This is a genomic window from Frigoribacterium sp. PhB160 (assembly GCF_003751785.1).
GTDB lineage: Bacteria > Actinomycetota > Actinomycetes > Actinomycetales > Microbacteriaceae > Frigoribacterium.
Map to the genome: position 1 here is coordinate 439,054 of NZ_RKIE01000003.1, position 23,270 is coordinate 462,323.

The following is a 23,270-nucleotide window of genomic DNA, read 5'->3' on the forward strand; positions in this document are numbered from 1 at the left end:
CGACGGGGGCGGTCGCGTCACCGCGTCCGCCGTCGCCGCGCCCCGTCGGCAGCCCCCACAGAACGGCATCGCCATGATCACCCTGACCGACGAGACCCTCCGCGCCTCCTTCACGAACGCCACGCGACGCGAGGTCGCCGACCTGACCCTGCCCGCCGGCTTCGACGACCTCGACTGGGCGTCGCTCGACCTCCTCGGCTGGCGCGACCCCAAGTACGCCCGTCGCGCCTACGTCGTCGTGCCGGTCGGCGACGAGGTCGTCGGCGTCGTGCTGCAGCAGGGCACCGCGGCACCGCGGTCACGCGCCCAGTGCACCTGGTGCCAGGACGTCACGTTGCCCAACGACGTCGCGTTCTTCTCGGCCCGCCGGTCGGGGGCCGCCGGTCGTGCGGGCGACACGGTCGGGACGCTCGTCTGCAGCGACTTCCAGTGCTCGGCCAACGTCCGCGTGGCGCCGCCCGTCGCCTACCTCGGCTTCGACGTCGAGGCGGCGAAGGCCTCCCGCGTCGAGGCCCTGCGCGAGCGGGCGGCGGGGTTCGTCGGGGCGGTGCAGAACGGCGTCTGAGCGACGGCCGGGGCGGCGGCGCGGGCGCGGGCGGCCGCCGGGGCGGTGGAGGCGGCGGGCCGAGACCGCAGCGGTCGGGCCGCAGCGGCCGGGTCGCCTAGCTGCTCGAGCTCGAGCCGGACCCCGTCGAGCCCGAGTCGTCGCCCTGGCCGGGCAGGCCGCCCTGCCCGCCGGGGAACCGCCCGTCGCTCGTCCCGGTGCCCGGCCCGCGCAGGCCGCCCATGACCGACCCCGCGGCGAACCCGCCGACGCCGCCCACGACGAGCCCGACGACGAGGGCGGCCACGCCGACGATGACCGGCAGCAGCCACAGCCGCCGACGGAACACCGAGACCCGGGGAGGCGCGCTGCCGGTCGCCGGCGCCCCGCCCGCCCCCGGGGCGCCCCCCTGCCAGGCGCCCGCCTGCCAGGCGCCCTGCCCGTCGCCCGAGGGTGCGGGTCCTCCGGCGCCGGGGCCGGCGGCCGGCCCGGGTGCGGGTGCGGGTGCGGGCGCGGGTGCGCTCCAGCCTGCGGCCGGGGCGTGCGTCGTCGTGGTGGCGGCAGTGCCGGTGGTGCCGGTGGTGCCCGGGCCGATGCCGGTGGCGTCGGTGCTCGGCGGCTGGGGGTCTCGGTGCTGGTCGGTCATGGCTGGTCCTCGGGGTCGGGGCGGGCTGGTGTCGTGAGGACGTTAGGTCGTCGGCCTTGCCCGCACCTCGCGGGAGCTTCTCGATCCGCTGAGCGCCGATGTCCGCTGGCGGCACGGCTCCAGGTGACGCGCCTCCCCGCGGAGTACCGTCGGCCTCCGGCACCGGGCCCCGTCGCCCGGTCGACGAGAGGCTGACGACATGAGCGGTTCGGACGACAAGCGCGACTCCCTGCGATCGGCGGCGAAGCGCGCCCTCGACGCGATCGACCGGAGCGGGGTCGTCTCCGACACCGACCGGGAGGCGCTGCGAGACCTCGCGGGACGCGCCGGCCAGGTCGTCCGCGACGCCGCAGCCCCGCCGCGCTCGGGCTCGGCGGGAGCCGACGTGCCCACGGCGACCGTGAGGCCGACCCCGAAGAAGGCGCCGGTGCCGAAGGCTCCCGCGCCGGAGTCGGCCTCGGCCGAGCAGCCCGAGGCCGCGAAGCGCCCGTCGTCCGGCGCGACCGCCTCGACCGGGACGGCGCCCTCGGGGCGCACCCCGGCAGGAGCCGGGTCGTCGACGGGAGCCGCGCCCGGTGCGGCGACGCGACCGTCTGCGGAGCGGGCGCCGGTCTTGGCCGAGCCGGTCCGCGCCTCCTCGTCGGGGTCGGGGTCGGGGTCGGGGTCAGGGTCGACGTCGTCGCGGGCCGACCGCGTGCGCGAGACCGTCGACCGGGTGCGCGACGCCGCCCACACCGGTCGGGACGCGGCCGAGCGGGCGCAGCAGTTCGTGCGGGACGCCACGGGCGAGGCCCGCGACCTCGCCGCGGCCGCCGAGCGCATGGTGCACGACGTCACGCGCGCGAGTCGCGACGTGGCCGAGACCGGGGCGGACGCCCTGCGCGACGTGGCCGACACCGGGGCCGAGGCCCTGCGTGAGACGACGGGTCGCCTCGAACGGCTCGTCAAGCGTCAGGAGCGCCTCGTGCTCGCGGTCGGCGGCAGCGTCACGGTCGCCCTCCTCGCCGTTGCCGTCGCGGTCGGGCGCCGACGCGGCTGATCCGCCTCAGCCGACCTGAGCCCGCTGCCCTCAGCCGCGGAGCGCCAGCGCCTCGCTGCGCCACCGTGCCCAGGTCGCCCAGGGGTCGGGTTGCCCGGCCGCCACCGCCCGCACGTGCTCGAGCAGCTCGGCGTCGGCGGTGAACCACTCGCTGCGGCCCTGCCGCTGGGCGGCGAACTGCTCGTGCCGGGCGTGCTCGACGTGGCGGTCGCCTCGCTCGAACGCCAGCAGCTGCTCGTGCCGGATCGCCGCGAGCCGCTGCCGGGGGTTGGCCGAGGTGCCGATCTTGATGCGCTCGGCGAAGCGCAGGTAGTACACGACGTCGACCCGGGGAGGCGCGAGGTCGCCCTCGGGGACCTCGCCGTGCCGCCACTCGCACACCGCGCAGAGCCAGCCCGACGGCCACCGCACGCCGAGCCTCGAGCCGCACGCCAGGCACGGCGAGGGCAGCACGTCCTCCGTGCCGACGCCGTGCTCGCCCGCCGCCCAGTCGGCGGCGAGCCCGAGGTGCTCCGTGCAGAGGGGGACCGGCGTGCCCTCCGCCACCGGCTCGGCGCAGGGCGAGGGCCTGCCGCCGGCGTCGAGTCCGCCCGCACAGGCTCGTCGCGCGTCGACGTCGGTCTCGTGGTCCATGCCTGGACGGTAGGGGCGGCCACCGACATCGGCGACGCGACCCGCGCCTCCTCAGCCGAGCAGTCGGGCCACCGCCGCGCGCACGATCTCGCGCTGCGCGTCGAGGTCGGTCGTCGCCCCGGGCGCCGCCGCGCCGGCGCCGGCACCGGCGGCCCCGGCACCCGCGCCCCCGGCCCGCGCCCCGCCGGGCAGCTGCGACCACGCCGTCGCGATCGACAGCACGAGCACGAACACGTCGTCGACCGGCCACGGAGCCGACCCGACCCCGAGCCGGGCGAGCTGCCCGGTGGAGGCGTCGCGCACCTCCGCGAGGACCGCGAACGAGTCCTCCCAGTCGTGGGCGTCCTCGAGCCGGGCCCAGCTCAGCAGACGCTGGTTCTCGGGGTTCTCGGCGAGGTGGTCGAAGATCGCGACGGCGAAGTCGGCGGCGCTGGCGACCGGAGAGCCGGCGCGCCCGGCGCGCTCGGCCGCCTCGCCGAGCGCCGCGAAGGAGTGGTTGAGCACCGTGGTGAAGAGCGACTCCTTGTCGCCGAAGTTGGCGTAGAGGCGCTCCTTGCTGCAGCCCGCCGCGGCGGCGATGCGGTCGACCCGGGCACCCGCGAGGCCCCGGGCGGAGAACTCGTCGGTCGCCGCCCCGAGGATGCGTCGACGGGTCTCGTCGGGGTCGTAGGCCATGCGAGGAATCTACCTGCTCGCTTTCCAACCAACCAGTAGGTAGGATGTTCCGGTCCCCGTGTCGCACCCCGCGCCTCCGCGCGTCCCGACGCGACTCGGCAGGACCCGCTCGACCCAGGAGAACCGTGACCACCTCATCGACCGCATCCGTCCCGACCGCCGAGGCGGCGCCTCCCTCGTCCCGCCGCTGGTGGGTGCTCGTCATCGTCGGGCTCGCCCAGCTCGTCGTCGTGCTCGACGGCACCATCGTCAACATCGCCCTGCCGCAGGCCCAGGCCGAGCTCGGCCTGAGCGACGAGAACCGCCAGTGGGTCGTGACCGCCTACGCCCTCGCCTTCGGCGCCCTGCTGCTGCTCGGCGGCCGCATCGCCGACTTCTGGGGCCGCAAGCGCACCTTCATCGTCGGCATGATCGGCTTCGGCGCGGCCTCCGCGTTCGGCGGCGTCGTCGAGACGGGCGAGCTGCTCGTCACGGCCCGCGCCCTGCAGGGCGTCTTCGCGGCGCTGCTGGCCCCGGCGGCCCTCGCCGTCCTCACCACCACCTTCAGCCGCGGCCGCGAGCGGAACACCGCGTTCGCCGTCTTCGGCGCCATCTCGGGAGCGGGCGCCGCGGTCGGCCTGGTGCTCGGCGGCGTGCTCACCGAGTTCGTCAGCTGGCGCTGGTGCCTGCTCGTCAACGTGCCGATCGTGCTCGTCGCGATCGTCGCCGCCGCGCTCGTCGTGCGCGAGAGCAAGGCCGAGGGCGACAACCGCCTCGACGTCGTCGGCACGGTCGTCGTCGCGCTCGGCCTCGCGTCGCTCGTCTACGGATTCACGCAGGCCGAGGACGGCTGGGGCTCCGCTGTCGTCATCGGCTTCATCGCCCTCGGCGCGGGCCTGCTCGCGCTCTTCGTGCTCGTGCAGAAGCGCAGCGACCACCCGCTGTTGCCCCTCGGCGTGCTGACGAACCGGGTGAGGGGCGGGGCGTTCCTCGTGCAGATGATCGTCGGCAGCGTCATGATCGGCGCGCTGCTGTACCTGACCTTCCACCTGCAGATCGTGCTCGGCTTCGGCCCGCTCGAGGCCGGCCTCGCCACCCTGCCGATGACCGTCGTCATCATGGTGATGGCGCCGATCCTCACGAAGCTGCTGCCCGTGATCGGCCCGCGCGTGCTGATGATCGTCGGCCCGGTCGTCGCGGCGATCGGCCTGTTCTGGCTGTCGATGGTCACCGTCGACGGCGCCTACGCCACGCACGTGCTGCCCGCGCTCATCGTCATGGGCGTCGGCCTCGCCGGCGTCTTCGTGCCGATGCAGAACCTCGCGCTCGCCGGGGTCGCGCCGCACGAGGCCGGGGCGGCCAGCGCCACCTCGAACGCCATGATGCAGATCGGCGGATCGATCGGCCTCGCGGTCTACACGAACCTGTACGCGTCGGCCGCGGCCGGCAGCTCGGCGGAGGGCTTCGGCGCGCTCGTCGACGGCTACTCGGCGGCGTTCGTCGCGGCCGGAGTCGCGACGCTGATCGCGGCGGTCATCTCGTTCGCGATGATCCGCGGCACGAAGGAGGAGCTGCTGCCCTCCGGCCCGGTCGTGCACATGGGCTGACGCCCCCGGCGCACTGCCCGCCGCGGAACCCCGTTCCGTTCAGAGAACCACGTTCCTTCGTGGTTCTGTGGACGGAACGGGGTTCTTCGCGTGCGGGCGTGCGGGCGTGGTGCGGGGTGCGGGCCGGGTGCGGGGCGCCGGGTGCCGCCGCGCGGCCGGCCGGGGCCCGGGGAGGCGCGGTGGGCGCCCGGCGCACCCCGCGCCTCCCGCGGTCCCCGCCTCACGATGAACCACGTTCCGATCCATGAACCACGAAGCTTCGCGGTTCATCGCTCGGAACGCGGTTCGCGGCGAGCGACCCGGCTCAGCCACCGCGAAGAACCCCGTTCCGTTCGAAGAACCCCGTTGCTTCGTGGTTCTCCGAACGGAACGGGGCTCCGAGCGTGCCGCAGCCGCAGCCGCAGCCGCAGCCGCGGCTACTCCGACTTCTCGCTCTGCCACTCCTCGGGGGCGCGGTCGCCGTTCGGGCGGACCGGTCGCACGTCGCCGACGATCGGGATCGCGCGCTTGCGCAGGGCCCACAGGTACCGCACGAAGAAGTGGGTGAGCGTCGACAGGCGGTTGCCGTTGCCGAGCAGGCTCGTGATGTGGACGAACACCCAGAGCAGCCACGCGACCGGCCCGATCATCGTGACGCCGCTCGGCAGCTGGACCACGGCGGCGTTGGTGCCGACCGTCGCCATCGTGCCCTTGTCGTGGTACTTGAAGCGCTCGAGGCGCTTGCCCGCGAGCATCCGCTGGATCTGCTCGCCGATGTGCTCGCCGCCCTGGATCGCCGGCTGGGCCAGCTGCGCGAGGGCGTCGTCGGTGGCCGCGATGTCGCCCGCGGCGAAGATGCGGTCGAGGCCCTTGACCGTGAGGTCGTCGTTGACCTGGATCCGCCCGCCGTGCGTCTGCGGCACGCCCCAGCTCGCGACCTCGGAGTGGGCGGCGACGCCGGTCGCCCAGATGACGAGCTCTGCCGGGATGAACTGGCCGTCGGCGGCGACGACGCCGTCGGGCCGCACCTCCTCGACGCCGGTGTCGAGCCGCAGGTCGACGCCGCGCTTGCGCAGCACCTTGGCCGCGTAGCGCCGGAGGCGCGGGGCGAACGGCTTGAGGAGCTCGCCGCTTCGGTGCACCAGCGTGATGGTGATGCTCGAGGCGTCGATCTCGGGGTAGGCGTCCTTGAGGGCCTGGTCGCGGAGCTCCGCGAGCGAGCCCGCCATCTCGACGCCGGTCGCCCCGCCGCCGACGATGACGACCCGCACCTCGCCGCTGCCCTGCGAGGCGGCCGCGTTCTCGAGCTGGGTGAAGAGCTCGTCGCGGATGCGCAGCGCCTGCGAGCGGGAGTACATCGAGTAGGCGTACTCGTAGGCGCCCTTCGTGCCGAAGTAGCTGGTGTTGACGCCGTTGGCGAGCACGAGGGCGTCGTAGGCGATCTCTTCTCCGTCGCGGAGCGTGATGATGCGCTCGTCGGCGCGGACGGTGGTGAGCAGCCCGTGGCGGAACTCCGCGTTCGACTGCTTCGAGCGCAGGCTGCGGAGGAAGTAGGTCACGTCGCCGGCGTTGAGGCCGCCCGTGGCCACCTGGTACATGAGCGGCTGGAACATGTTGTAGACGTGGCGGTCGATCAGCGTGATGCGGACGTCGGCGTGACGGAGCGCCCGCATGGTCGCGATGCCGGCGAAGCCTCCTCCGACGATGACGACGTGGGGACGGCGGTCTCCGGCGCGGGGGTCTTCGGCCATGGTGGTGCTCCTGCGGTCTGGGGTGCGGCGGTGGTCGCCGTCGACCCCGGGGGCGGGCGCGATCGTGTCGCACCCGGGGTCAAGGCTACCCACTGTGCAGGCTCTGGGCAGCTACTCAGGATCGTCGGCGGAGGGCGCCTCGCCGAGCAGCGCGCCGTGCGACTGCGCGAGCTCGTGTCTCATGTACGCGACGGCCTCGCGGTTGTCGGGCTCGGGCAGGTCGCTGACGACGGTCTCGGCCATGAGCGGCGTGCCGAGGTCGAGGAGGAAGGTCGCCACGACGGCGGCGCCGCGGTCGTCCACCGCCGCGAGCTGCACGGTGTCGCCGCCGCCGAACTGGGCGATGACGGCGGCGTACTCGAGCAGCACCTCGGCTGCCTCGTCGCCGACCAGGAGGCTCCGCGAGCTGAACGTCACGAGCTTCATCGCTGATTTGTACCGCGCCTGCGCCCTGCCGACCAGGGGCCCGCCCGGACATCACCCTGGTGAGAAGCCGGGTGGCGGCCGTGAGCCCGGACAGGGCCGTCACGTCCGCGTACCGTGAGGGCTGTCGGAGGCCCAGCCTCCCGGTCCGGTCCTGTTCCCGCCGATGCCGCTGCCGTTGCCGCAGCAGAGGGGCGATCCGAGAACAGAGAGCACAGGAGATGCCATGAAGGGCTACGTGCTGTACCGCCCCCGTCCCGAGTCGTCGTCGGACATGATCCGCCACGACCGCGAGGCCGGCGACAAGCTCACGCTCGTCGCGTCGCTCGAGGAGCTCGTGCCGGCCGACGCCGAGCTGAGCGGCCTCGTCGTCGACGACGGCGAACCGTGGGAGGCGCGGCGTGCGCCCCAGGAGCAGCCCGAGATCCCGACGGGGCCGGGCCTCGCCCCCGTCACCCCGATCTTCGGACTGCCCCGGTCGCGGGCGAAGGTCACGAAGTCATAACGGCACCAACCCTTTTCCGTGAGGGCGGCGAACCCCTTGCATCCCCACCGGGAAATCACAGAAAAGGACCTGATCATGAACGCTTTCACGCGCAAGAACATCGTCAAGGCCGGCCTGGGCGTCGTCGCCTCGGGCGCCCTCGTCTTCTCCCTCGCCGCCTGCTCCATGGACGACGCCGGATCCACTGACACCAGCTCCGCGTCGTCGTCGGCGTCCGAGCCCGCCGCGGAGGCCACCCCCCTGGCCTCGATCGCCGACCTCAGCAACGGCGTCGACACCGAGGTCACCGTCGACCAGAGCTTCGTCGACGCCCTCACGAGCCTCGGCCTGACCCCCGGCGTCGTCGGCTCCGCCACCTTCGACGGCGGCACCGGCACCTTCGCCTTCCCGATCACGGGCGGCAACGTCGACTACTACGACCCCGCCAGCGACGTGCGTCCGTACGTGCAGGGCGAGATCGACCACGACGGCTCGGGCCTCAGCCTGACCGCCGGCGACACCGTCGTCGAGCTCAGCGACTTCCGCATCGACCCGGGCGAGTCCAAGCTCTACGGCACCGTGACCGCCAACGGCGAGGTCGCCGCGGAGGACGCGTACCTGTTCAACCTCTACGGCGGCTCGCTGAAGCCCCTCCAGACCGACGGCGACAACGCCATCCTCGAGGGCACCACGGTGCACATCAGCCCCGACGCCGCCGCGCTGCTGAACACCACGTTCGGCACGACCGCGGTCCAGGACGAGATGCTCGTCGGCGTCGCCAAGATCACCGTCGCCACCAAGTAGCACCCCGACAGGCGACGGCCCACGCCGACGCCCACCACGTCGGCGTTCCCGGTGGAGCCCCGCTGCGCATCGCGCAGCGGGGCTTTTCCGCACCCCGGGGCTTTTCCGCGCCCCGGGCGCCAGGGCCCCGGGGCGCACGGCGCGGGACGGCAGGAGGCGCGGTGTCCGACCTGCGGACACCGCGCCTCCTGCGGGGATCGCCCCGGCGTCAGCCGCCGAGGACGACCGCGCCCGTGTGGGTGCGGATCGTCGTGGTGCGCGTCGCGAAGCGGTCGAGCTGGGCGCGCACGTAGCGGCCGAGCGAGGTGCGCTGCACGGAGGGCGTCACGTACGCCCCGATCGTGGTCATGTCGCGTGCCGTCGAGGAGACGTACGAGCCGACGGTCGCGTCGCGACGGGCCGTGCTCGTGAACTGGCCGCCGAGCGGGAAGGGCTGCGCGGGGGCGGTGCGGGTGCTGCTGGTGCTCATGGGGGCTCCTGTCGGTCGTTCGCCGACGGGCCGGGCCGTCGGGGGAGACCAGGTCTGTCGTCACCGTCGGCGTGGTCCCCACCCTAGCCCTTCTTTTGAGTAGTTCAAAACAACGCGGATCATCGGCGTGTCCCGAGCCCCGACGGGGAGCGCGGCGGGGCGGTAGCGTCGGCCCGTGACCTTGCTCCTGCCCGCGCTCGTCACCGTCGTCGTGCTGACCGCCCTCGCCGCCGTCGTCGTGCGGGGCCTGGGGCTCGAGCAGCCCTGGCTGCAGCCGTGGGCGATGCTGCGGGCGGTCGTGCAGCTGGGGCTGCTCAGCCTCGTGCTCGTCGGGGTGATCGAGCGGCCGGCCTGGGTCGCGGCGTTCCTCGCCGCGATGGTGCTGGCCGCGGCGTGGACGGTGCGGTCGCGGCTGGGGCTGACGGCGCGCCTCCTGCCGCTGCTGGTCGGCGTCGTCGCCGCGTCGGCCGCGGTGCCGGTGGCGGTCGCGCTCGGGCTGGGCGCGGTCGAGCCGAGCCCACGCTACGTGCTGGCGGTCGGCGGCATCGTCGTCGGGAACGTCATGGCGGTGACGACGCTGATGGGACGCCTCCTGGGGGCGAGCCTGGTCGCCGACCGCGACGAGATCGAGGGGTGGCTCGCGCTGGGCGCTGCTCCTCGGGTCGCGGCGCGGCGGGCGGTGCGCTCGGCGGCGTCGTCAGCGATCGTGCCGTCGACCGACCAGACCCGCACCACCGGGATCGTGACGCTGCCGGGTGCGTTCGTCGGCGCGGTGTTCGCGGGGGCGTCGCCGGTCGAGGCGGCGGCGTTCCAGCTCGTCGTGCTGGCCTGCATCATGGCGGGCGGTGCGCTGGCCGTCTCGCTCGTCTCATGGCGGTTCGGGGCGCCGCGCACGCTGCCGACCGAGGCGGCGCCGCTGCGCTGAGGGCTCGCCCGGCACCGGCTGGTCAGCCGCCGACGAGCAGCTTCAGGCCGAGCGCGGCCATCACCACGGCGATGACGCCGTCGAGCACGCGCCACGCGCCCGGCCTCGCGAACAGCGGACGCAGGAGGCGCGACCCCAGGCCCAGCGCCGAGAACCAGACGACGCTGCCGGTCACCGCTCCCGCGGCCCACCACCAGCGGAGGTCGCCGGGCTGCTGGTTGGCCACCGACCCGAGGAAGACGAGCGTGTCGAGGTACACGTGCGGGTTGAGCCACGTGAACGCGACCGCCGTGAGGACGGCCGCCCGCGTGGTCGTGGTCGTGGTCCCGGTCGCCTCTCGAGCACGAACACCCGCCCTCGGCAGATCTGCGTGCGCCGACTCGGCCGCGACGGCTGCGTCCGCCGCGACGCCGGCGGCGACGTCGGCGGTCAGCGCTTCGCCCGAGGGCCGCAGCGCCCGCCGCGCCGCGAACACGGCGTACACGAGCAGGAACCCCGCGCCCACGACCCGCACCGCCGTCACGACCTGCGGCGCCGCCTCGACGACGGCGCCGACCCCCGCGACGCCCGCGGCGATGAGCACGGCGTCGCTCAGCGCGCAGACCAGCACGACCGGCACGGTCAGGCGGGTGCGCCCGAGCAGCCCGATGCGCAGCACGTAGGCGTTCTGGGCGCCGATCGCGACGATGAGGGCGAGGCCGGTGCCGAAGCCGAGCAGGGCGGTCGACAGGATGGTGGAGAGGGGCACGGCTCGACGCTACGGCCGCGAGGGCGATCGTCGTAGCTAATGCGATGCATGAGTCATAAGCTCACGTGATGATCGGATCGACGCCCGACCAGCTCGCTACGCTGCGGGCGCTGGTGGAGGAGGGCTCCTTCGAGGCCGCGGCCCAGCGCCTCCACGTGACGCAGCCGGCGGTGTCGCAGCGGGTCAAGCAGCTCGAGCGGCTGGTCGGGCAGGTGCTCGTGCGGCGCACCCTGCCGGTGAGCACGACGGCCGCCGGCGACGTCGTGCTGCGCTACGCGCGTCAGGTGCAGCTGCTCGAGGCCGAGGCGGCGGCCGAGCTGGGGCACGGCACCGCCGGGGGCGCCGGAGGCGCGGGCGGCCCCGCCAGCACCCGTCCCGTCCCGACGTCGGTCGCCCTGGCCGTCAACGCCGACTCGCTCGGCACCTGGTTCCTCGGGGCGCTGGCGTCGTTGCCGTCCACGGTCGCCGCCGTCTTCGACCTGCACCGCGAGGACCAGGAGCACACGACGTCGCTCCTCCGCTCGGGCACCGTGCTCGCCGCGGTCACGTCGACGCGCGAGCCCGTCCAGGGCTGCTCGTCGGAGCCGCTCGGCCTGATGCGCTATCGGGCGGTCGCGAGCCCGGGCTTCGTCGAGCGCTGGCTCGACGGCGACGGCGACGGCCGTCTCGCCGACAGCGGACTCGCCACCGCCCCGATGATCGACTTCGACCGCGCGGACGACCTGCAGCAGCGGTTCCTCCGTGAGGAGCTCGGCCACGACCCCCGCCCGCCCCGCACGTTCGTGCCCGCTACGGCCGACTTCGCGCGGGCCGTCGAGCTCGGGCTCGGCTGGGGCATGCTCCCCGAGCAGCAGTGCGCCGACCTCCTCGTCGACGGCCGGCTCGTCGACCTCGCGCCCGGCCGGGCGATCGACGTCGCGCTCTGGTGGCAGCGCTGGACCCTGCCGTCGCCGCTGCTCGACGCCGTGACCGACGCGGTGCGGGCCACGGCGGCGCGGGAGCTGCGTCCGGTCACCCGACCCGCGCCTCCGGCGGTGGGCCCGAGCCGGGGAGGCGCGGCTAGCGTGGACCGGTGAGCACCGTTCCCGAGACCCGCACCCCGCCGCAGCAGCCCGAGCAGCCCGTCACGACGACGCCGCGCGCCTCCTGGGGCGCCGACGCGTTCGGGGCCGACGGGCGTCCTCGGCGGACGCGGACCTTCTCGACCGGGGTGGGCGAGATCGTCGGTTTCGTCGACGACGACGTCGTGCGCGTGCTCGGCGTGCCCTACGCGGTGGCCGAGCGTCACCGGGCTCCGCAGCCCGCGCCTCCCGCGGTCGACGACGACGGGCAGCCCGTCGCCTTCGAGGCCTTCACCCGGTCGCCGGCCTCGCCGCAGCTCCCGTCGCCGGTGCTGGAGGCCCTCATCCAGGGCGCGAGCGACGGGATGATCGCGTCCGAGCACTGCCAGTTCCTGTCGATCACCCTGCCCGCCGACGTCGGGCCGGACGAGCGCCTGCCCGTCATGGTCTGGATCCACGGCGGCTCGTACGTGACGGGCGCCGGAGACCTGCACGTCTACGACCCGGTCACGCTCGTCACCGAGCAGCGCGTCGTCGTCGTCACCGTGACCTACCGGCTCGGCATGTTCGGCTACCTGGGCGACGGCGACGTCGTGCCCGCGAACCTCGGGCTGCTCGACCAGGTGCAGGCCGTGCGCTGGGTGCACGACCAGATCGAGGCCTTCGGGGGAGCGGCCGACTCCGTCACCCTCTTCGGGCAGTCGGCGGGCGGCGACGCGATCGCCCACCTCATGATCAGCGAGGGCGCGCGCGGGACGTTCCGCCGGGCGATCGTCCAGAGCGCTCCCCTCGGGCTGATGCGCGGGCGGTCGCGGATGACGTCGGCCATGGTCGCCGCCGTCGGGGCGGCCGGGGCGGACGACCCCGTCGACGACCTCCTCGCGCGGCAGGCGACGGCCGAGCGGGCAGCGGTCCGGTACGGGCTGCGGGGCGGCATGGCCTTCGGCGCCCAGTACGGTCGCGCGCCCCTGCCGGCGGAGGACGAGCGCGAGGCGGCGTGGTCGGCGGTGGCCCCCGAGGTCGACGTGCTCATCGGCACGACGACGGAGGAGACCGGGCTGTACGTGCCGTTCGTCGGGGCTCTGCGCCGGCTCACCGGCCTGCCGCTCGTCGGCCGCGCGCTGCGCCGCGCGCTCGTTCGGGTCACGACGGACGCGGTCTACACCCGTGACGCCCGGCGGTTCGTGGCCCGGCACCGGGCCGCGGGCGGTCGCGCCACCCGCTACGAGATCACGTGGCGACCGCCGGGCAGCGACTACGGGGCGTCGCACATCACCGACGTGCCCCTGCTGCTCGGCGGACGCGAGGCGTGGGGTGGGTCGGCACTGCTCGGCGATGCCGGGTGGGACGAGGTCGACCGCCGCGGCCGCCGCCTGCGCCAGGTGTGGGGCGACTTCGCCCGCACGGGCACCCTGGCGGGCGACGCGGCCGCGGGGCTCGGCGACACGCTGCGCCTGTTCCGCGACTGAGCGCGGCTGGGCCGGGCCGCGCACGACCCGGCCCGGCCGCCTACCCCCGCTGAGCGGCGAGCACCGCCTCCGCGACCGCGACGAGACGGTCACGGTCGGCCGGGTCGGGTGCCGCGTTCGGGTCGTAGGTGCCGGCGACGGCGACCCAGGTGTCGTCGACCAGCAGGTCGAGGGTGCAGGCCGCGCCCTCGAACGACAGGCACGCGTACGAGGCAGCGTCCGCGCCCGCGACGGCGACGGCCTCGCCCGGCGGAGTCCGCGTGCCGAAGGCCCAGCCGCTGCCGGGGGCGAACGTCGTGGTGGTCCATGTCAGGGGCATGGAGTCGTCCGTCGTGTCGGGCCCGATGCTCCAGCTGCAGTCCACCGCGGTCGACTGGGTGCGCAGGATGCCCGTCCGCTGCGATCTGTCGGTCTCCGTCGGACCCGTCAGGAGAGGGTTGTCCGCGGCGGCGGCCACGTCGGCGCGGGCGAGGTCGGCGCAGGTCGTGTCGCTCCACGAGGTCTCGGGCGCCACCCAGGGGGCGGGCGGCGTCGTGTCGCCGATCGCGGCCACGACGCTCGCGACGACGGCGCCGTGCGCGGCGGGATCGCCCGCGGGGGCACCGGCGTCGGTGCTGCGTGCGCTCGTCTCGATCCACCACTCGCCCGCGACCGTCGACGTGTTGCACGTCGGCGAGAACTCAGGTTCGCAGTTCGCCGCCGAGACGTCGCCGACGCCGAGGCTGGGCAGGCCCGACTGCGACAGGCCGGAGATCCACTCCCGGCCGCGGTCGCCGGCCGGGGACACCACGACGCCGAGGGAGTAGTCGGCGTATTCGTTGCCGTCGGGGTACCAGTGGCACTCCAGCACCCCGGCCTGGAGGCTCGAGGCGGCCTCCGACGGGAAGTAGCTGCCGGGGTCGTACTCCTTCGCCCGGGGGACGAACGAGCCGAGGTCGATGCGCGTCGCGAGCTCGGCGCACGAGAGCGGCAGGGCCGGCTCCGGCACCGTGGTCGTCTCCGGCTCGACCGGCCGCGGCGTCGACGGGGTCGCCGTCGCGCTCGGCGTGGTCGTCGTCTCCGGCTCACCGGTCGGGACGGCGGCGGGCGCGGCCTCGAACGGCGACGGGAGGAGCAGCGCCGCGGCCCCGCCGGCCCCGCCGATGCCGAGCAGGGCGACGAGCCCGAGCGTCAGCCCGAGGTGCCGACGGGCCCAGGGCCGCGGGTGGGCGGGCGGCGTCTCGGCCGCGCGCTGCAGCACGCCCTGCTTCATCGAGACGAGCATGCGGTTCAGGTCGTCACCGGTGGGGGGCTCAGCGTCCATCGTGCGTCACCGCCTTCCTGAGTCGGGCGCGGCTGCGCGACACCCGTTGGGTGAGCGAGCCGACGCTGATGCCGAGTGCCTTCGCGGCCTCGGCGTAGGAGCGCCCCTCGACGAGGCAGAGCTCGACGACCTGCTGGTCGAGCGGCCCCAGGGCGCGGATCTCGTCGCGCACCCAGCGCAGTCGCTCGCGGGCCTCGGCGGCGTCCTCCGCCCCGAGGTCGACGAGCTCGAGGGGCAGCTCGTCGGCGCTCGACCGCCGACGGGCGCGACGGAGGTTCATGGCGTGGTTGCGGCAGGCGACGAGCAGCCAGGGCAACAGCGAGTCGTCGTGCAGCCGGATCTCGCCCGATCGCCGCCACATCGTGACGAGGGTGTCCTGCACGACTTCCTCCACGTCCATCCGGCTGTCGACCAGCGCCCACGCGTACCGGGTCACGGTCGGCGCGTAGCGGTCGAAGATCTCCGACAGCGCCGCACGGTCGCCCGTCGCGGTCCGCCGCACGAGATCGGAGTCGCTCTCCGTCGTCAGGTCCATGTCCACCCCCTCTACCTGAGGAATGTCGGGTCCGGCGCGATCCTGACAGGCAGGCTCGAACTTCTCTCAGGACGTCCGTCGACACGAGGAGGCGCGGTGCGCCTGGGCGCCGCAGCCCCCGCCCCCGAGACCCCCGCCCCCGTGCCCCTCATCCGTCGCTCCCGCCCCCCGGCTCGGCTCGACTCAGTGGACGAGCACGACGGCCAGCGTCGCGGGCGCGCTGTCGTCCGACCACATGCCGGTGAGCACCGCGGCCGACTCGTCGTGCGCGTCGCCCGCCGCCGAGACCAGGTCGCGGGGCGTCACGCCCTCGGGGCGTCGGGCGACGACGACCGTCACCCCGCCGGCGCGGACGACGGTGGAGCCGTCGACGGTCGTCGCCTCGCCGACCTCGACGGGCGGCACGGCCGTGCCGGGCTCGCCGCTGCCGACGACCGTGGTCGACGACTCGTGGGTGACCTCGCTGCCGTCGGCGGCGCGCACGACGATGTCGGCGTGGCCGCCGCCCGTGAGGGCCGTGGCGACCAGCGTGGCGAGGTAGACCGGGTCGGCGACGGCGTCGTAGACGAAGCGCTCGCCGAGCACCGAGTGCCGCATCGTGCCGACGAGCGACGCCTCGGCGCCGGCGAGCGGGGCGTCGCGGTAGGTGACGGGCACCTGCAGCACGGGCCCGTCGCCGGCGCGCAGCAGCAGGGTCTCGAGCCCGACCTCGCCGGCCGGGTCGTCGAGCCGGTAGGCGGCCACCTTCACGACCGAGGCCGGGTCGCCCTCGAACCAGGGCTGGGAGGCGGCCCACGGCACGACCAGGTCGAGCTTGGACGGGACGAGGGTCGCTTCGTGGAGGAGTGCCATGCCGACCAGGGTAGGGGCAGCCGCCGACACCGTCGGGCGGCGACGTACCCTGGGCGGATGATCGAGACGGACGGTTCGCAGGGCGGCCAGGCCGCGCCTCCGGAGCCGGGCACCTACCGGCACTTCAAGGGCGGGCGCTACGAGGTCGTCGGCACCGGGCGGCACACCGAGACCGACGAGCTGCTCGTCTTCTACCGCACCCTCTACGACGACCGGTCGCACTGGGTGCGGCCGCTCGACGACTTCGTCGGGCGGGTCGTGCGCGACGGCTACGACGGACCGCGCTTCGTCCGCGAGGGCTGACGGCGGCGCGAACGCGGCGGAGCGCCCGCCGGCGGAGCGCCCGCGGCGGGAGATCCGGGAGGACGGGGCTCGTCGCCCGCGCCCTCCCGGAGACCGGCCCACCGGGGTCGCGACCGCGTCGGGGACGGTCACCGGTGCCGTGGGCCCGTCGGCGGGCAGAGGGGCAGGGGCACGCCGACGGTGACGTCGGCGACGGGTTCAGGGGCACCGGCGATCCACCCAGCGGGGTCTCGACCGGTCGCCGCGAGCCTAGCTGCCGGGCACCCCGTGGCGACAGTGCCCAGGATGATCTCGTGTCATCCGGACGGATGAGTTTGCCAGGAGTCTGTGTGGTTCCGGTCAGGCCCGTCGTGCATGCTCGTCACTTCGCCCGAGCGCCCGCCCGACACCGGGGTGCCCGCGGCGGACGAGCCGGGGCCCCGAGGCCTCGTGGGACCCCACACCGACCCCCGTCACGCCGACGCGTCCTCGCGCCGCCTGCCCGCCGTCAGCGGATGCCAGGCGTGCGTGCCCCCGCACTCCGGGAGGGACCGTCGGACGCCGCCCGCGGCGATCGCGCTTCCGCGCGTGACATGTGCCTGTCCGAGTCGACCTCGACCAGATCGAGACCGAGACCAGGAGGCGCGGGTCGGCCAGCGATAGGACGTCATGACCCCGAACACCCCCCGCACCGACAGCACCGCCCCCGACGGCGCCGGCCCCGACGCCGCGACGACGGGCTCGACCCCCGCCGTCACCCGCCGCTCGCTGGCCGCGACCCGTCGCCGCGCCGCCCGGCGCAAGCTCGTCGCGATCGGCTCGGTCGCCGCGATCGCCCTCGTCGTCGGCACGGGCTTCGCGCTCTCGACCGGCGGCGACTCGAGCGAGGCCGTCGCGGCCTCGCGGGTCGAGGCCACGCAGCAGCAGGCCGCCGATCGCGCTGACGCGCTGTCCGAGGCGCAGGCTGAGGCGACCATCGACATGGCCTCGCAGGTCGTCGACTCGACGAGCGGCAAGGTCGACGCGAGCGCCCTGCAGGCCTCGCTCGCCAGCCTCGACGACTACCAGGCGCTCGACGCCGACACCGTCGCGGCCCGGGTCGCCGACACCGTCGCGACGGCGCAGACCGTCCAGGCCGCCGCCGCCGAGGCCGACAAGGCCGCTGCCGCCGCAGCCGCCGCGCAGGCCGCCGCCGAGGCACAGGCCGCCGCCGAGGCCCAGGCCGCCGCCGAGGCGAAGGCCGCGGCCGACGCCGCCGCCGCGCAGGCCGCCGCGAACACCCCGGCCGCCGCCAAGGCCGCCGCGCAGTCGATGATGTCGTCGAAGTACGGCTGGGGCAGCGACCAGTACAGCTGCCTCGTCAGCCTCTGGACGAAGGAGTCGGGCTGGAACTACGAGGCCTACAACCCCAGCGGCGCGACCGGCATCCCGCAGGCACTGCCCGGCAGCAAGATGGCCTCGGCCGGCAGCGACTGGGCGACCAACGCGACGACGCAGGTCGCCTGGGGCCTCGACTACATCGACCGCGCCTACGGCACCCCCTGCAGCGCGTGGGGCCACAGCCAGTCGGTCAACTGGTACTGATCGCCGGCTGGCAGCGGGGGCACCACCAGGCCCGGCGGGACCGACCGTCGGGCCCCGGCGGGTCGTCGCGGGCCTCGACCCGGGTGCCGCAGCGCAGGCACGGACGCCCGGCGCGACCGACGACCCAGTGGGTCTCGCCGCGCCGGGTGCGCCCCGTCGTGACCTGGTAGGCGCCCGGCACCGTCGCCGAGAAGCGCAGCGCCCTGGCCGCCACGTCGACGAGGGCCTCGACGTCGACGGCCCCGACCGGCGTGGCCGGGTGGAGCCCGCGCAGGTAACCGACCTCGTTGGCCCACAGGTTGCCGAGGCCGGACATCGGTCGCTGGTCGAGCAGCGCCGCACGTACCGTCACGTCGGGCCGGGAGCGGAGGCGACGCACCGCCTCCCCAGGGTCCCAGTCCGACCGCAGCGGATCGGGCCCGAGGTGGCCGATCAGCTCGCGCTCGTCGCGGGTCGGCACGAGGTCGACGACGGGCAGGTCGACGCCCCAGAGCGTGTGGCCGTCGTCGAGCCGTGCCCGCACGCGCACCTGCCGCCAGAGGCGCGTCGGCAGCGAGCGGTCGGGACGCGTCACGGTCCACGAGCCCTGCATGCGCAGGTGCGTGTGCAGCGTGGTGGCGTCGTCGAAGCGGGTCAGCAGGTGCTTGCCGTGGGTGTCGAGCTCCACGACGCGACGGCCGGCCAGCGGCTCGCCCGCCCGTCCGCCCGACCGCAGCTCGCCGTCGACCACGATCCTGCCCATCAGCCGGGGCCGGAGGCGCGCCGCCAGCAGGTGGACGCTGTCGCCCTCCGGCATCCCCTCCCCGTGCCGCGTCAGACGCGGGCGCGGGCCTCCGTCAGGGCTGCGCGGTGCTCGTCGAGCGCCCCCTCCCGTCGCTCGGGGGCGACGTCGTCGAGGCGGTCGAGGAGGCGCAGGGCCGCGTCGAGGACCGCCGGCTGTTCGGCCGCGTAGGTCCGCACCGCGTGGAGGACGGAGTCGACGAGCTGCTCGACCGTGGGCCAGGACAGCAGCACGACGGGGTGCCCGGCGTCGTCGACGAGCGCCGTGGTCGGCTCGCCTCGACGCCAGAGCGGGACGAGCACCCCGGCGGACATGTCGAGGGCGCTCACCCCGGTGTACGGGTCGTTGGTGCCGGACGCCAGGCCGCGCACGGCGATCTCGACCAGCTGCTGCAACGCGAACTCGACGTCGTGCTGGGGCGTCCGCGCCCTGCCGACGACGACCGCCCGGCGGATGCTCGCCACGGCGGCGGAGGGCACGGGCGTCGAGGTCGTCGCGACCACGTCGCCCGCGATGACGTAGCGGCCGGGCATCGCGACCACGTCGACCACGGTGTCGGCGTCGACGGCCGCGCGACGGAGCGCCTCGAAGGTCAGCGACTGGACGTAGCCGTCGACGGGGGTCCGGACGACGGAGCCGGACGGCGCGGGAGCCGTGGGCGTGCGCGCCGCGGCGGTCGTCGAGAGGGCGGGGCGCGCCTCCTTCGTGGTCCCCTCCGGGACGTCGTCGGGGTAGGCGACCGCCGCGACGACGCGTAGGTCGTCCATGACGCGGCCCTGCAGCGACGTGATCTGCACCGAGGTCGCGATGTGGTGGATGAAGAAGACGAGCACCCCGACGTCGAGCACGCCGATCAGCACGGCCACGTGGACGGCGATGACGGGCACGAACGCGCTGGCGTCGTCGACCTCGGTGTGGACCGTGCGCATGACGACGATCGCGTAGAGGAACGTCGAGGTGAAGACCGCGAGCACCAGCTGGTTGGCGCGGTCGGCCATGAAGTTGCGGACGAGGCGCGGCCCGTAGGTCGACGACGTGGTCGCGAGCACCGAGATGGTGATCGAGAACGAGGTGCCCGCCACGGTGAGCATCGACGAGCCGATGATCGACAGGATCGACCGGCCGCCCGAGGCGCTGAGAGCGCCGAGGAACGCGACGTCGTCGGTCGCCCCGGCCGGCAGCGCACGGTCGAGGGCGACGAGCGCCTCGGCGAGGACGACGGCGACGACGCCGAGCAGGGCGGGCAGGAACCAGAACGACTCGCGGAGCCGCACCAGCCTGCCGGGGGCGTACGGTCGCGTGGTCACGGGCTCGAACGTATCCCGGACCGCCGACGTCGGGCCGTTCCGCTCGTCGCGGCGACCCCGCCCGCCGGGCTCAGTTCTGGGGAGGGATGGTCGCGAACTCGTCGCTGTACTTCGGGTCGGGCTCGGACGGGGTCGACGAGGTCGAGGGGTCGACCGGCACGTCGACGGTCGGCTCCGGGGTCGCGGGCTCGGGGGTGCTCGAGGGAGTCACCGCCGTGGGGGAGACGGTGACGACGGGATCGTCCTCGGGTGAGCCGCAGCCGGTCAGCAGTCCTGCCGCCGCCACGATCGTCGCGGCGCTCGCCGCGGCCTTCGTCACCCTCGCCCTGATCCCCATGTGCCCGAGCCTACGCACGCCCGGCACCGGTGTCGCCGTCGCCCTCGACGACCTGCGGGACGGGTCCTGCCGACGGCGCCGCGCCTCCCACGGTCGACGGCCCTCAGACCACGGCGACCAGCGTCCACGCCCCGCCGTCGCGACGCAGCACGCGTCCCGACCGCACGTCGGCGAGGTCGCCCACGGTCGCCTCGACCACGGCGCCGATCGCGACCGCCACGTCGTCGTCGGGCGACGTGTAGCGCACGACGAGCTGCGGCTCGCCGCGCAGCACCATCACGTCTCGGGCCTCGACCGTCGTCAGCTCGGCCGCCGAGTCGGCGGCGCGCGGCAGCAGCTGATCGGGCGGCACCCCCGGCCGGAGGGTGCCGACGGACAGGGCGACGCGGTACGAGGGCATGCCCCGATCCAAGTCCCTGCCACCGACATCCGCGGTGGACGCGACGTGTCCACGCCGCGAAACATGCCCGACGCACGACGCTGGCATGATCCGGGCATGAGGCGCAGCGCGTTCACCCATCTCGAGTTCGACGTCGACGGCCCGGCCGAGTTCGTCCTGTCGGTCGCCGCGGCGCGGCTCTACGACCCGATCGACGAGGAGGCGCTGGTCGTCACCCAGGACGGCTCGCCCCTCGCGGTGCGCGAGGTCGACGACCGCCACGGCACCCGCCTGCACCTCTGCGAGGTCGAGGCCGGACGGGTCGTCGTCGACTACCGGGTCGTCGTGGAGGGTCGCTTGGACCCTCCCGAGCAGGAGGAGATCGACCTCGTCCGCTACCGCCGCCCGAGCCGCTACTGCGAGTCGGACACGCTCTTCCCGACCGCGCGCGCCGAGTTCCGCGGCCTGGCGGGCCGCGAGCTGCTCGCCGCGGTCAGCTCGTGGGTGGGCTCCCGCCTCGCCTACGTGCCGGGGGCCAGCGCCCCCACCGACGGCGCGGTGCAGACCCTGCTCGACCGGCAGGGCGTCTGCCGCGACTACGCGCACCTCGTCATCGCGCTGCTCCGCGCCCTCGACGTGCCGGCCCGGCTGGTGTCGGTCTACGCCCCGGGGCTCTCGCCGATGGACTTCCACGCGGTCGCCGAGGCCTGGGTCGACGGGGCCTGGCACGTGGTCGACGCGACGGCGCTGGCACCGCGGCAGACGCTGCTCCGCATCGCGACGGGACGGGACGCCTCCGACACGGCGTTCCTGTCGAGCTACGGCGGCGCCGTGCGCATCGCGGCGATGGAGGTCGGCGCGGTCGCCGACGTGCTGCCGACGGACGACGTGACCGCCTTCGTCAGCCTCGGCTGACCCGGCGGGCCGACCCGCGCCTCCGGGACTCCGGTCCTGCCGCCGCCCGAGGCGCACGTGCTGCGCGCCTCGAGGGAGAGGGGGGCAGCGAGCGGGAGCGGGGCAGCGAGCGCTCAGCGGCGGGTCAGCACGACTCCTCGGCGACGGCCGCGCGGGCGGCGGGCTCGTCCTGCTCCGAGCCGGCGGGCCACGACGACGGCCCGGCCGAGCCGGCGGGGTACTCGTCGAGCGGCACGTCGCCCGCCGTCCACGCCTGGACGACCGGGGTGATGATGCGCCAGCACTCCTCGGCCGAGTCGCCGCGCACCGAGAGGGTCGGGTCGTCGTCGAGGATGCCCTCGAGCACCTCGCCGTACGCCGTCAGGTCGGACGCCCCGAAGTCGGTGTGCAGCGCGGCCCGCGACAGGTCGTAGGCGTCGCCCGGGCCGTTGACGTTGAGCTCGAGCGACATCTCGTCGGGGCTGATCGAGATGCGGAGGCGGTCGGGGGTGCCGCCGCCGGTGAACTCGCGGGGCACGTGGGTCGGCGGGCGGAAGGTGATCGCGATCTCGCGGCGCCGCGAGGCGAGCGCCTTGCCCGAGCGCAGCAGGATCGGCACGCCGGCCCATCGCCAGTTCGCGACCTCGACGACGACCTCGGCGAGCGTCTCGGTCTCGAGCGACGGGTCGACGCCCTTCTCGTCGGCGTAGGCGGGCAGGTCGCGGCCGTCGACGGTGCCGGCGGCGTAGCGGGCCCGGCGGGTGTGGTGCGCGGGGTCGTCGCCCCAGACGCGGGTCGCGCGCAGCACGAGCTCCTTCTCGTCGCGGAGGTCGGGCGCCGTCAGCGTGGCCGGGGCGTTCATCGTGAGCACGGCCATGACCTGCAGCAGGTGGCTCTGGATCATGTCGGCCATCGCGCCGGCGTGGTCGTAGTAGCGGGCGCGGTTCTCGAGGCCGAGCTCCTCGTCGTAGACGATCTCGATGCTCTCGACGTGCTGGTTGTTGAGCATCGGCTCGATCAGGCGGTTCGCGAACCGGAGGCCGAGCAGGTTCAGCACCGTCGACCGCCCGAGGAAGTGGTCGACCCGGTGCACCTGGTCCTCGGGCACCAGCTCGAGCACCTGCCGGTTGAGGGCCTCGGCCGACTCGAGGTCGGTGCCGAACGGCTTCTCGAGGGCGAGCGAGGTGCCCTCGGGCAGGTCGACGTCCCCCAGCGCCTGGCACGCCCTCGCCGTGATGGCCGGCGGCAGGGCGAAGTAGATCGAGGGAGGCGCGGAGCAGGCCTCGACCAGCGTGGTCAGGCCCGCGGCCTCGGTGACGTCGGCCGTGATGTAGCGCGTCGACTCCAGCAGGGCGTCCACGGCCGGCCCGCCGGCGTCGACCGAGGCGAACGAGTCGCGGACGCGCTGGGTCCACTCGGCGTCGGTGTACTCCTCGACGCCGGCGCCGATCAGCTCGACGCGGCGCCCGGGCTCGTGGGCGAGCAGCCCGCCGAGGCCCGGCATGAGCAGCCGCGCGGCGAGGTCGCCGCTCGCGCCGAGGATGAGCAGGGTGGCGGGCTGGGGCGCACTCGTCGACGTCATGCCCTGCACGGTAGACCGCACGCGCGGCGTGCGGCCCCCTCGCGCGCCCCGGCGACGGCGTCAGCGGGGCCCGGCGCCATCGTCGACGCGACGGGCGGGACCGCCCTCGGGACGGGGAGGCGCGGTGTCGGACCACGGAGGACGCTCGGCCACGAGACGCCCCGCCTCGACCGCACCCTCGGCTTCCGCAGCGCGGGC

Annotated in this window: 26 protein-coding genes; 11 read left to right on the plus strand and 15 right to left on the minus strand. The window is 74.9% G+C overall.

Annotated features, from left to right (window positions below; translation table 11 throughout):
- Positions 1-73 precede the first annotated feature (73 nt).
- Entirely contained in the window at positions 74-565 is a 492-nt protein-coding gene (locus EDF38_RS15065; protein ID WP_123357072.1) for an FBP domain-containing protein, read from the plus strand.
- A 97-nt stretch (positions 566-662) separates the two neighbouring features.
- On the opposite strand, the gene EDF38_RS15990 is transcribed toward EDF38_RS15065, so the two are convergent.
- On the minus strand, positions 663-1,190 hold the full coding sequence (locus EDF38_RS15990; RefSeq protein WP_158613400.1) for a hypothetical protein: 528 nt from the start codon (positions 1,188-1,190) through the stop codon (positions 663-665).
- A 199-nt stretch (positions 1,191-1,389) separates the two neighbouring features.
- Between EDF38_RS15990 and EDF38_RS15080 the strand changes: the two genes are divergently transcribed.
- A complete protein-coding gene (locus EDF38_RS15080) occupies positions 1,390-2,229 on the plus strand; it encodes a hypothetical protein (protein ID WP_123356786.1) in 840 nt (279 codons plus the stop codon).
- Between the two features lie 30 nt (positions 2,230-2,259).
- Here EDF38_RS15080 and EDF38_RS15085 read toward each other — a convergent pair whose 3' ends face one another.
- Entirely contained in the window at positions 2,260-2,862 is a 603-nt protein-coding gene (locus tag EDF38_RS15085; protein WP_123356788.1) for a GIY-YIG nuclease family protein, read from the minus strand.
- A 51-nt stretch (positions 2,863-2,913) separates the two neighbouring features.
- Positions 2,914-3,537: a TetR/AcrR family transcriptional regulator gene (locus EDF38_RS15090; RefSeq protein ID WP_123356789.1), complete on the minus strand. Its 624-nt coding sequence runs from the start codon at positions 3,535-3,537 to the stop codon at positions 2,914-2,916.
- 125 nt (positions 3,538-3,662) lie between these two features.
- Between EDF38_RS15090 and EDF38_RS15095 the strand changes: the two genes are divergently transcribed.
- Positions 3,663-5,123 (plus strand): MFS transporter, encoded by a 1,461-nt coding sequence (locus EDF38_RS15095; protein ID WP_199734757.1) that lies wholly within the window; start codon positions 3,663-3,665, stop codon positions 5,121-5,123.
- Between the two features lie 416 nt (positions 5,124-5,539).
- Here EDF38_RS15095 and EDF38_RS15100 read toward each other — a convergent pair whose 3' ends face one another.
- Positions 5,540-6,853 (minus strand): NAD(P)/FAD-dependent oxidoreductase, encoded by a 1,314-nt coding sequence (locus tag EDF38_RS15100; protein WP_123356793.1) that lies wholly within the window; start codon positions 6,851-6,853, stop codon positions 5,540-5,542.
- Positions 6,854-6,964: 111 nt separating this feature from the next.
- Complete coding sequence (locus tag EDF38_RS15105) at positions 6,965-7,279, minus strand: hypothetical protein (protein ID WP_123356795.1); 315 nt, start codon at positions 7,277-7,279, stop codon at positions 6,965-6,967.
- 223 nt (positions 7,280-7,502) lie between these two features.
- Between EDF38_RS15105 and EDF38_RS15110 the strand changes: the two genes are divergently transcribed.
- Together EDF38_RS15110 and EDF38_RS15115 are read left to right on the plus strand one after the other, a co-directional pair.
- Positions 7,503-7,781 (plus strand): hypothetical protein, encoded by a 279-nt coding sequence (locus tag EDF38_RS15110; RefSeq protein ID WP_123356797.1) that lies wholly within the window; start codon positions 7,503-7,505, stop codon positions 7,779-7,781.
- 75 nt (positions 7,782-7,856) lie between these two features.
- Entirely contained in the window at positions 7,857-8,564 is a 708-nt protein-coding gene (locus EDF38_RS15115; RefSeq protein ID WP_123353819.1) for a hypothetical protein, read from the plus strand.
- A 208-nt stretch (positions 8,565-8,772) separates the two neighbouring features.
- Here the strand turns inward: EDF38_RS15115 and EDF38_RS15120 are convergent, their stop codons facing one another.
- Positions 8,773-9,033 (minus strand): hypothetical protein, encoded by a 261-nt coding sequence (locus EDF38_RS15120; RefSeq protein ID WP_123356799.1) that lies wholly within the window; start codon positions 9,031-9,033, stop codon positions 8,773-8,775.
- Positions 9,034-9,208: 175 nt separating this feature from the next.
- Here EDF38_RS15120 and EDF38_RS15125 point away from each other — a divergent pair, with 175 nt between their 5' ends.
- A complete protein-coding gene (locus EDF38_RS15125) occupies positions 9,209-9,958 on the plus strand; it encodes an ABC transporter permease (RefSeq protein WP_123356801.1) in 750 nt (249 codons plus the stop codon).
- A gap of 22 nt (positions 9,959-9,980) precedes the next feature.
- On the opposite strand, the gene EDF38_RS15130 is transcribed toward EDF38_RS15125, so the two are convergent.
- Positions 9,981-10,706 carry a LysE/ArgO family amino acid transporter gene (locus tag EDF38_RS15130; RefSeq protein WP_233572489.1) on the minus strand — a complete coding sequence of 242 codons (726 nt, stop codon included), beginning with the start codon at positions 10,704-10,706 and terminating at the stop codon, positions 9,981-9,983.
- Positions 10,707-10,774: 68 nt separating this feature from the next.
- Between EDF38_RS15130 and EDF38_RS15135 the strand changes: the two genes are divergently transcribed.
- The gene (locus EDF38_RS15135; RefSeq protein WP_123357076.1) at positions 10,775-11,782 is read left to right on the plus strand and encodes a LysR family transcriptional regulator ArgP; all 1,008 of its coding nucleotides are present in this window, start codon (positions 10,775-10,777) and stop codon (positions 11,780-11,782) included.
- Positions 11,779-13,236, plus strand: coding sequence for a carboxylesterase family protein (locus EDF38_RS15140; RefSeq protein WP_233572490.1), 1,458 nt, complete (start codon positions 11,779-11,781; stop codon positions 13,234-13,236). Before EDF38_RS15135 ends, EDF38_RS15140 begins: the two co-directional genes overlap by 4 nt.
- Before the next feature lie 40 nt (positions 13,237-13,276).
- Here the strand turns inward: EDF38_RS15140 and EDF38_RS15145 are convergent, their stop codons facing one another.
- From EDF38_RS15145 to EDF38_RS15155, 3 genes are all read right to left on the minus strand, one after another.
- Positions 13,277-14,539 carry a hypothetical protein gene (locus EDF38_RS15145; RefSeq protein ID WP_123356803.1) on the minus strand — a complete coding sequence of 421 codons (1,263 nt, stop codon included), beginning with the start codon at positions 14,537-14,539 and terminating at the stop codon, positions 13,277-13,279.
- On the minus strand, positions 14,529-15,074 hold the full coding sequence (locus tag EDF38_RS15150; protein ID WP_123356805.1) for an RNA polymerase sigma factor: 546 nt from the start codon (positions 15,072-15,074) through the stop codon (positions 14,529-14,531). The genes EDF38_RS15145 and EDF38_RS15150 overlap by 11 nt, the downstream gene beginning before the upstream one ends.
- 183 nt (positions 15,075-15,257) lie before the next feature.
- On the minus strand, positions 15,258-15,926 hold the full coding sequence (locus tag EDF38_RS15155; RefSeq protein ID WP_123356807.1) for a hypothetical protein: 669 nt from the start codon (positions 15,924-15,926) through the stop codon (positions 15,258-15,260).
- Between the two features lie 57 nt (positions 15,927-15,983).
- Between EDF38_RS15155 and EDF38_RS15160 the strand changes: the two genes are divergently transcribed.
- On the plus strand, positions 15,984-16,229 hold the full coding sequence (locus tag EDF38_RS15160; RefSeq protein ID WP_123356809.1) for a DUF1653 domain-containing protein: 246 nt from the start codon (positions 15,984-15,986) through the stop codon (positions 16,227-16,229).
- A gap of 648 nt (positions 16,230-16,877) precedes the next feature.
- Entirely contained in the window at positions 16,878-17,792 is a 915-nt protein-coding gene (locus tag EDF38_RS15165; RefSeq protein WP_233572491.1) for a phospholipase, read from the plus strand.
- Here the strand turns inward: EDF38_RS15165 and EDF38_RS15170 are convergent.
- From EDF38_RS15170 to EDF38_RS15185, 4 genes are all read right to left on the minus strand, one after another.
- Positions 17,779-18,588, minus strand: coding sequence for an Fpg/Nei family DNA glycosylase (locus EDF38_RS15170; RefSeq protein ID WP_123356811.1), 810 nt, complete (start codon positions 18,586-18,588; stop codon positions 17,779-17,781). The two genes, EDF38_RS15165 and EDF38_RS15170, sit on opposite strands and share 14 nt — an antisense overlap.
- Before the next feature lie 17 nt (positions 18,589-18,605).
- The gene (locus EDF38_RS15175) at positions 18,606-19,880 is read right to left on the minus strand and encodes a DUF2254 domain-containing protein (RefSeq protein WP_123356813.1); all 1,275 of its coding nucleotides are present in this window, start codon (positions 19,878-19,880) and stop codon (positions 18,606-18,608) included.
- Positions 19,881-19,950: 70 nt separating this feature from the next.
- Positions 19,951-20,217 (minus strand): hypothetical protein, encoded by a 267-nt coding sequence (locus tag EDF38_RS15180; RefSeq protein ID WP_148061516.1) that lies wholly within the window; start codon positions 20,215-20,217, stop codon positions 19,951-19,953.
- Between the two features lie 103 nt (positions 20,218-20,320).
- Positions 20,321-20,617: a hypothetical protein gene (locus tag EDF38_RS15185; protein WP_123356818.1), complete on the minus strand. Its 297-nt coding sequence runs from the start codon at positions 20,615-20,617 to the stop codon at positions 20,321-20,323.
- A 96-nt stretch (positions 20,618-20,713) separates the two neighbouring features.
- Here EDF38_RS15185 and EDF38_RS15190 point away from each other — a divergent pair, with 96 nt between their 5' ends.
- The gene (locus EDF38_RS15190) at positions 20,714-21,511 is read left to right on the plus strand and encodes a transglutaminase family protein (protein WP_123356820.1); all 798 of its coding nucleotides are present in this window, start codon (positions 20,714-20,716) and stop codon (positions 21,509-21,511) included.
- Between the two features lie 124 nt (positions 21,512-21,635).
- On the opposite strand, the gene EDF38_RS15195 is transcribed toward EDF38_RS15190, so the two are convergent.
- Entirely contained in the window at positions 21,636-23,072 is a 1,437-nt protein-coding gene (locus EDF38_RS15195; protein WP_123356822.1) for a glucose-6-phosphate dehydrogenase, read from the minus strand.
- Between the last annotated feature and the right edge of the window lie 198 nt (positions 23,073-23,270).

Bases quoted from the DNA above. Each gene is read 5' to 3' on its own strand.
- EDF38_RS15065 (WP_123357072.1), top strand. From the start codon at position 74: ATGATCACCCTGACCGACGAGACCCTCCGCGCCTCCTTCACGAACGCC.
- EDF38_RS15990 (WP_158613400.1), bottom strand. From the start codon at position 1,190: ATGACCGACCAGCACCGAGACCCCCAGCCGCCGAGCACCGACGCCACC.
- EDF38_RS15080 (WP_123356786.1), top strand. From the start codon at position 1,390: ATGAGCGGTTCGGACGACAAGCGCGACTCCCTGCGATCGGCGGCGAAG.
- EDF38_RS15085 (WP_123356788.1), bottom strand. From the start codon at position 2,862: ATGGACCACGAGACCGACGTCGACGCGCGACGAGCCTGTGCGGGCGGA.
- EDF38_RS15090 (WP_123356789.1), bottom strand. From the start codon at position 3,537: ATGGCCTACGACCCCGACGAGACCCGTCGACGCATCCTCGGGGCGGCG.
- EDF38_RS15100 (WP_123356793.1), bottom strand. From the start codon at position 6,853: ATGGCCGAAGACCCCCGCGCCGGAGACCGCCGTCCCCACGTCGTCATC.
- EDF38_RS15105 (WP_123356795.1), bottom strand. From the start codon at position 7,279: ATGAAGCTCGTGACGTTCAGCTCGCGGAGCCTCCTGGTCGGCGACGAG.
- EDF38_RS15110 (WP_123356797.1), top strand. From the start codon at position 7,503: ATGAAGGGCTACGTGCTGTACCGCCCCCGTCCCGAGTCGTCGTCGGAC.
- EDF38_RS15115 (WP_123353819.1), top strand. From the start codon at position 7,857: ATGAACGCTTTCACGCGCAAGAACATCGTCAAGGCCGGCCTGGGCGTC.
- EDF38_RS15120 (WP_123356799.1), bottom strand. From the start codon at position 9,033: ATGAGCACCAGCAGCACCCGCACCGCCCCCGCGCAGCCCTTCCCGCTC.
- EDF38_RS15135 (WP_123357076.1), top strand. From the start codon at position 10,775: ATGATCGGATCGACGCCCGACCAGCTCGCTACGCTGCGGGCGCTGGTG.
- EDF38_RS15145 (WP_123356803.1), bottom strand. From the start codon at position 14,539: ATGGACGCTGAGCCCCCCACCGGTGACGACCTGAACCGCATGCTCGTC.
- EDF38_RS15150 (WP_123356805.1), bottom strand. From the start codon at position 15,074: ATGGACCTGACGACGGAGAGCGACTCCGATCTCGTGCGGCGGACCGCG.
- EDF38_RS15155 (WP_123356807.1), bottom strand. From the start codon at position 15,926: ATGGCACTCCTCCACGAAGCGACCCTCGTCCCGTCCAAGCTCGACCTG.
- EDF38_RS15160 (WP_123356809.1), top strand. From the start codon at position 15,984: ATGATCGAGACGGACGGTTCGCAGGGCGGCCAGGCCGCGCCTCCGGAG.
- EDF38_RS15165 (WP_233572491.1), top strand. From the start codon at position 16,878: ATGACCCCGAACACCCCCCGCACCGACAGCACCGCCCCCGACGGCGCC.
- EDF38_RS15170 (WP_123356811.1), bottom strand. From the start codon at position 18,588: ATGCCGGAGGGCGACAGCGTCCACCTGCTGGCGGCGCGCCTCCGGCCC.
- EDF38_RS15180 (WP_148061516.1), bottom strand. From the start codon at position 20,217: ATGGGGATCAGGGCGAGGGTGACGAAGGCCGCGGCGAGCGCCGCGACG.
- EDF38_RS15185 (WP_123356818.1), bottom strand. From the start codon at position 20,617: ATGCCCTCGTACCGCGTCGCCCTGTCCGTCGGCACCCTCCGGCCGGGG.
- EDF38_RS15190 (WP_123356820.1), top strand. From the start codon at position 20,714: ATGAGGCGCAGCGCGTTCACCCATCTCGAGTTCGACGTCGACGGCCCG.
- EDF38_RS15195 (WP_123356822.1), bottom strand. From the start codon at position 23,072: ATGACGTCGACGAGTGCGCCCCAGCCCGCCACCCTGCTCATCCTCGGC.